Origin of the sequence: Pseudomonas borbori (genome assembly GCF_900115555.1) — a bacterium.
GTDB classification, from domain to species: Bacteria; Pseudomonadota; Gammaproteobacteria; order Pseudomonadales; family Pseudomonadaceae; genus Aquipseudomonas; species Aquipseudomonas borbori.
In genome coordinates, this window is record NZ_FOWX01000007.1 from 179,360 (window position 1) to 186,004 (window position 6,645).

General features: G+C 60.6%; 6 protein-coding genes and 2 pseudogenes. 1 reads left to right on the forward strand and 7 read right to left on the reverse strand.

The features are described 5' to 3' along the window. Positions 1-94 precede the first annotated feature (94 nt). Genes nuoF through BM315_RS07540 form a run of 5 tightly spaced genes read right to left on the reverse strand, consistent with a single transcriptional unit; the run spans position 95 to position 4,901 of the window. The gene (gene nuoF / locus BM315_RS07520; protein ID WP_090499427.1) at positions 95-1,444 is read right to left on the reverse strand and encodes an NADH-quinone oxidoreductase subunit NuoF; all 1,350 of its coding nucleotides are present in this window, start codon (positions 1,442-1,444) and stop codon (positions 95-97) included. Further along, positions 1,441-1,956 (reverse strand): NADH-quinone oxidoreductase subunit NuoE, encoded by a 516-nt coding sequence (nuoE, locus tag BM315_RS07525; protein ID WP_425287771.1) that lies wholly within the window; start codon positions 1,954-1,956, stop codon positions 1,441-1,443. Before nuoE ends, nuoF begins: the two co-directional genes overlap by 4 nt. Before the next feature lies 1 nt (position 1,957). Continuing rightward, on the reverse strand, positions 1,958-3,739 hold the full coding sequence (gene nuoC, locus BM315_RS07530) for an NADH-quinone oxidoreductase subunit C/D (protein WP_090499429.1): 1,782 nt from the start codon (positions 3,737-3,739) through the stop codon (positions 1,958-1,960). 60 nt (positions 3,740-3,799) lie between these two features. Continuing rightward, positions 3,800-4,477: an NADH-quinone oxidoreductase subunit B gene (locus tag BM315_RS07535; protein ID WP_090499431.1), complete on the reverse strand. Its 678-nt coding sequence runs from the start codon at positions 4,475-4,477 to the stop codon at positions 3,800-3,802. 10 nt (positions 4,478-4,487) lie between these two features. Then, positions 4,488-4,901: an NADH-quinone oxidoreductase subunit A gene (locus tag BM315_RS07540; protein ID WP_090499433.1), complete on the reverse strand. Its 414-nt coding sequence runs from the start codon at positions 4,899-4,901 to the stop codon at positions 4,488-4,490. Between the two features lie 968 nt (positions 4,902-5,869). On the opposite strand from BM315_RS07540, the pseudogene BM315_RS07545 reads away from it, so the two are divergent. Further along, positions 5,870-6,203, forward strand: a pseudogene (locus tag BM315_RS07545) (regulatory protein NosR); the annotation flags it as partial. A gap of 43 nt (positions 6,204-6,246) precedes the next feature. Here BM315_RS07545 and BM315_RS07550 read toward each other — a convergent pair. Together BM315_RS07550 and BM315_RS07555 are read right to left on the reverse strand one after the other, a co-directional pair. Then, positions 6,247-6,330, reverse strand: a pseudogene (locus BM315_RS07550) (NADH-quinone oxidoreductase subunit A); the annotation flags it as partial. Positions 6,331-6,465: 135 nt separating this feature from the next. Then, positions 6,466-6,645 (reverse strand): ATP-binding protein (locus tag BM315_RS07555; protein ID WP_170862174.1); only part of this gene is annotated, 180 nt, incomplete at its 5' end.

Below are 6,645 nucleotides of genomic sequence, written 5' to 3' on the forward strand. Positions count from 1 at the left end.
GGTTCAGGTTTCTTCTTTGCCCACCGAAGCAGGCTTGGCTAATGGAATTACGGTGTGTCGCGGGGCCAGGCTTATGGCCGCCGCGGCGAAAACTTTACGCGGGGACGAATTGCCCCGTCGTTGCTGGCGCCGCGTGGCTGGCAACGCCAGCTTCGAACTCGGCACGGAAATACTTGATCGCGCTGCCCAGCGGCTCGACGGCACCAGGGGCGTGAGCACAGAAGGTCTTGCCGGGGCCAAGGAAATTGACCAGGCCGAGCAGGGTCTCGATGTCGTCCCGGCTACCCTGGCCACGCTCCAGCGCACGGAGGATCTTCACGCTCCACGGCAGGCCGTCCCGGCATGGGGTGCAGAAACCGCAGGACTCGCGGGAGAAGAATTCTTCCATGTTACGCAACAAGGACACCATGTTGACGCTGTCGTCCACCGCCAGGGCCAAACCAGTGCCCATGCGGGTACCGACCTTGGCGATGCCGGCTGCGTACATCGAGGCGTCGAGGTGCTCCGGCAGCAGGAAGCCGGTGCCGGCGCCACCCGGTTGCCAGCATTTGAGGCGGTAGCCATCGCGCATGCCGCCGGCATAGTCCTCGAACAGCTCGCGGGCCGAAATGCCGAAGGGCAGTTCCCACAAGCCCGGGTTCTTCACCTTGCCGGAAAAGCCCATCAGTTTGCTGCCGTGGTCTTCGCTACCCGGACGGGCCAGGGATTTGTACCAGTCGACGCCGCTGCCGATGATCGCCGGCACGTTGCACAGGGTCTCCACATTGTTCACGCAGGTTGGCTTGCCCCACACGCCGACTGCGGCGGGGAAGGGCGGCTTGGCACGCGGGTTGGCGCGGCGGCCTTCCAGGGAGTTGATCAGGGCGGTTTCTTCGCCGCAGATATAACGACCGGCACCGGTGTGCACGAACAGTTCGAAGTCAAAACCGCTGCCGAGGATGTTCTTGCCCAGCAGACCGGCGGCCTTGGCCTCCTCGATGGCGCGATTGAGGTTGGCAGCGGCGTCGACGTATTCGCCGCGCAGGAAGATATAGCCGCGATAGGCCTTGAGTGCGCGGGCGCTGATCAGCATGCCCTCGATCAGCAGGTGCGGCAGCTGCTCCATCAGCAGGCGGTCTTTCCAAGTGTTCGGTTCCATTTCATCCGCATTGCACAACAGGTAGCGGATGTTCATGGCTTCGTCGGCCGGCATCAGGCCCCATTTAACCCCGGTGGGAAAGCCCGCGCCGCCGCGGCCCTTGAGGCCGGAGTCTTTCACCGTCTGCACGATGTCTGCCTGGGCCATCTCGCCCAGGGCCTTGCGCGCGGCGGCGTAGCCGTTCTTTTGCTGGTACTCGGCGAGCCACACCGGCTGCGCGTCGTCACGCAGACGCCAGGTCAGCGGATGGGTTTCTTCGTTGCGCGCGGTACGGTTGGCCGGACCAATGGAGGTGAGGGGCTTCACGGATACACCTCCAGCAGTTGGGCGACGCCATCGGGGCGCACGTCGCCGAAGGTGTCGTCGTCGATCATCACGGCCGGGGCCTTGTCGCAGTTACCCAGGCAACACACCGGCAGCAGGGTGAAACGGCCGTCGGCGCTGGTCTGCCCCAGGCCGATACCCAGCTGTTGCTGGATGCTGGCAACCACCGCCTCATGGCCGCCGATAAAGCAGGTCATGCTGTCGCACACGCGGATGATGTGGCGACCCACCGGCTGGCGGAAAATCTGACTGTAGAAGGTGGCCACCCCTTCGACATCGCTGGCCGGAATACCGAGGATCGCGCCGATGGCATCGGCGGCGCCGTCCGGCACCCAGCCACGGGCCTTCTGCACGATCTTCAGGGCTTCGATGGACGCCGCACGCGGGTCCTCGTAATGATGCATTTCGTGCTCGATGGCCGAGCGCTCGGCCTCGCTCAGGGCGAAACGGTAGGTTTGGATCAAGCTGTTGTCATTCAGGGGTGCCTGGTTCATATCAGCGGTCCACGTCGGCCATAACGAAGTCGATACTGCCCAGATAGGCGATCAGGTCGGCGACCATGCTGCCGCGGATCACCGCAGGGATCTGCTGCAGGTGCGGGAAGCTCGGCGTGCGGATCCGGGTACGGTAGCTCATGGTGCTGCCGTCGCTGGTCAGGTAGTAGCTGTTGATGCCCTTGGTCGCCTCGATCATCTGGAAGGCTTCGTTGGCCGGCATGACCGGACCCCAGGAGACTTGCAGGAAGTGGGTGATCAAGGTCTCGATGTGCTGCAGGGTGCGCTCTTTCGGCGGCGGCGTAGTCAGCGGGTGATCCGCCTTGTACGGCCCCTCCGGCATGTTTTTCAGACACTGCTCGATGATCCGCAGGCTCTGGCGCATTTCCTCGACGCGGATGATGCAGCGGTCGTAGGCGTCGCCGTTATGCGCCAGCGGCACCTCGAAATCGAAGTGCTGGTAGCCGGAGTAGGGGCGCGCCTTGCGCAGGTCGAAGTCGAGCCCGGTGGCGCGCAGGCCGGAGCCGGTGACGCCCCATTCCAGGGCTTCCTTGGTGTTGTAAGCGGCTACGCCGACGGTACGACCCTTGAGGATACTGTTCTTCAGCGCGGCCTTCTCGTATTCGTCGAGGCGCTTGGGCAGCCATTCGACGAACTCCCTGACCAGCCCATCCCAGCCACACGGCAGGTCGTGGGCGACACCGCCAATGCGGTACCAGGCCGGATGCATACGAAAACCGGTGATGGCCTCGATCACCTTGTAGGCGCGCTGGCGGTCGGTAAAGGTGAAGAACACCGGCGTCATGGCGCCGACATCCTGGATATAGGTGCCGAGGAACAGCAGGTGGCTGTTGATGCGGAAGAACTCGGCAAGCATCACGCGAATGAAATCGACCCGGTCCGGCACCTTGATCCCGGCCAGTTTCTCGACCGCCAGTACGTAGGGCAGGTTGTTCATCACCCCGCCGAGGTAATCGATGCGGTCGGTGTAGGGAATGAAACTGTGCCAGGACTGGCGCTCGGCCATCTTCTCGGCGCCGCGGTGGTGGTAGCCGACTTCCGGTACGCAGTCGATGATCTCTTCGCCATCGAGCTGCAGGATGATGCGGAAGGCGCCGTGGGCAGACGGGTGGTTCGGGCCGAGGTTGAGGAACATGTAGTCCTCGTTCTCGCCGCGGCGCTTCATGCCCCAGTCTTCCGGCTTGAAGCGCGCGGCTTCCTCCTCCAACTGATGCTTGGCCAGGTTCAGGCTGAACGGATCGAATTCGGTGGCGCGTGCTGGGTAGTCTTTGCGCAGGGGATGACCTTCCCAGGTCGGCGGCATCATGATCCGGGTCAGGTGCGGGTGTCCGGAAAAGTAAATGCCATACATGTCCCAGACTTCACGTTCGTACCAGTTGGCGTTCGGCCAGATACTGGTCACGCTCGGCAGATTGAGATCGCCTTCGGCCAGTGCCACCTTGATCATCACGTCGCTGTTACGTTCGATCGACATCAAGTGGTAGAACACGGTGAAGTCGGCGTCCGGCAGGCCGCGACGTTGAGTGCGCAGGCGCTCGTCGACACCATGCAGGTCATACAGCATGACGAATGGACGCGGCAGGTTGCGCAGGCAGGTAAGCACTGCAATCAACTTTTCCCGGGCAACCCAGATCACCGGCATGCCAGTGCGAGTGGCCTGCAGGGTGAGGCTTTCGGCACCAAAGCGGGAATTGAGCTCAACGACGACGTCTTGGTCGTCAGCCGTGTACGGCGGAATAGACAGAACGGTGTCTGCAGTCATGGTCTCGGTCGCTATCGGTCAACGTAGAGAATGAATCGGGTCTTCTTGTGGAAGGGTGACTCAGACTTCGTCTGGGCTGCGCAGGTTGGTAACAGCGATACGCTGTTCACGCCGCTGTTCCTTCTGCGATGGCATTTCGGCACGGTAGATGCCTTGGTCGCCGACGACCCAGGAAAGCGGACGACGCTCCTGCCCTATGGATTCCTGCAACAGCATCAGGCCTTGCAGGAAAGCTTCGGGACGGGGCGGGCAGCCGGGGATATAAACGTCCACCGGGAGGAATTTGTCCACGCCTTGAACGACTGAGTAAATATCGTACATGCCGCCGGAGTTGGCGCAGGAGCCCATGGAGATTACCCATTTGGGTTCCAGCATCTGCTCGTAGAGGCGCTGGATGATCGGCGCCATCTTGATGAAACAGGTGCCGGCGATGACCATGAAGTCTGCCTGGCGAGGGGACGCACGAATGACTTCGGCACCGAAACGGGCGATGTCATGGGGGGCGGTGAAGGCTGTAGTCATCTCCACGTAGCAGCAGGAGAGGCCGAAATTATACGGCCACAGGGAGTTCTTGCGCCCCCAGTTAACCGCGCCATTCAGCACGTCTTCCAGCTTGCCCATGTAGATATTTTTGTGAACTTGGTCGTTTAGCAGCGGATCGGAAACAGTCTCCCGCTGACCGATCGGATACGCCTCATTGGGCGCATCCGGGTCGACCCGAGTAAGTTTATATTGCATCGCCAAAGCCTCATTGTTTTAGCTTCGCCTGCCGTTCGCGACGCGCTGCGGGAGCCCAATCGAGCGCGCCGATACGCCAAAGATAGACAAGACCTGCCAACAGAATCGCTATAAAAACGGTAGCTTCGATAAAGCCGGCCCAGCCGCTTTCGCGAACGGATACGGCCCAGGCGAAGAGAAAGAGGGCTTCAACGTCGAAGATCACGAAGAGCATCGCGACCAGATAGAATTTTGCCGAGAAGCGCAGATTGGCGCTGCCGGTGGGAAGCATGCCGGATTCGAAAGGCTCGTTCTTGCTGCGCCCCCAAGCCTTGCTGCCGAGCAGGCTGGAAACTCCAAGCATGAATGCACAGAGGCCAATAACCCCGAGCAGGAAAACGGCCAACGCCCAGTTATGGGACAGGATTGTGCTTGTTTCCGACATGCCGGGGCCCCTCGATATAAGGAACGGCGTCCACAAGTGATTAAATATCCGAGCTCGCTGGCAGCTTACTGATTGTCCAGCAATCTATTCGGTGGCGTATTATGCCCGAATTAAGCGGTAAGTAAAATTTCCCTACTAGAAAATTAACTTCAAGGTCGGGTGCCGTTACGGCATTCGCGGCCAAACCCGGTTCTGTCGGCGGCCGGGTAAGCAGCTGGGTTATTGAAGTGGTCTTTTGCCACGCGTTTCTAATCATGTGTTGCCAGGAGCGGTCGATCGCGTTCTGGGTGCAGGCGGACACGGGTGCGCCAATATAGTTGCAGTCAGGCATTGCAGGTGCTTCGACAGGCTTGTCGGACGCCTGTCTTACAGAGTGATCCTCGCACACGCTGCACGCTGTCCAATCTTGTGAATGCATGCTCTCGCCTGGTCCAAGCCACCGTTCGCGCCTTGCGAATGGTTGTGGTGGGCCGGAGCGCTATCTACGGGGCGGGCTCGGAACCTGGGGTGGGTGGGGACTTCCAGGCCCACCGCCTATGCTCGGTCGGGGGGCTGTCGCCTCTCGGGAAAGCGACAGTCGAGATGTCGGGCGGCAGCGCAGGGCATTGATGTATCGGCAGCCGAGCAACCCATCAGTGGCGTGACCCGGTTGGCCGTAATGGCAGGTTTCTGCATCATCGCAAGTGCGATGCGACGGGCGATCGAGGCGGGCGCTTGCCCCCGAGAACTGGCAATCGCCTCGATCTCGTCTGGTTTTAGCGTCAATTGCCGCCTTCCCGAATAGAACGGTTTCTCCAAGTTCACACTGCGAGGTGGCGTGGGTGCCGCGACAGCTTGTTGCAACTTGATTTTGATCAAGGGTAAGAGGCACTACCAGGCAAACACACCCAGTTATTGGCATCAGCTAACATCATGAAGATCAATCTGTTTTCAATGAGTGCGGTTTACGCCCATGGATAAAAGCGTGCCTGTTTCTGTTGGTTTTTACGCTCGCCGCTGCACCGGGCGTGCGGGCCAATAATTACGGCGAGATCGAACAACAACGCATTGAATGAACAGACTTTTCCCGCAGTCGATGGCATTTCCGAGTCGCAAGGCGAGCTCAAGGTGCGCACCCTGTCGAGTGGCGGCGAGGTGCTCGGCTATGTGTTCCAGAGCCTGGATGTGGTCGATATCCCGGCCTATTACGGCAAGCCGATCGACATGCAGGTGATCCTCGAAACCGCCGGTGTAGTTCAGGCCGCCTATGTGCTCGAGCACCATGAGGCGATCCTGCTGATCGGTATCGCCGAAGCGAAACTGCCCGCACCTCAAGGTTTGTGCTGGTTGGTGAGGCGCTTACGCCGCGCTTACGCCGCGCTTGCGGAGCCCAGTCGAGCGCACCGACCCGCGCCAGGTAAAACAGCCCGATCAGCAGGATCACGATGAACACCAGGGTGCGGATTCCACGACACTTGGACACTCAGCCCACGATCATTTGGACACTCGTTCCATGCTCACTTGGACACCTGATCCACGTCCACTTGGACAGGCAGTCGGAGCGCAGCGACGCAGGTTTGCATTGTTAGTCTGAAGTCTCTGTCGCCGTCAATTTCGTTGCGCGTCTGCGCATCGATTCGCCCTTCAGTTCGATCCGATAAGCGTTGTGCACCAGCCGGTCGAGGATCGCATCGCCCAAGGTCGGATCGCCGATCAGTGCGTGCCATTTGTCCACTGGCATCTGGCTGGTCACTAGCGTCGAGCG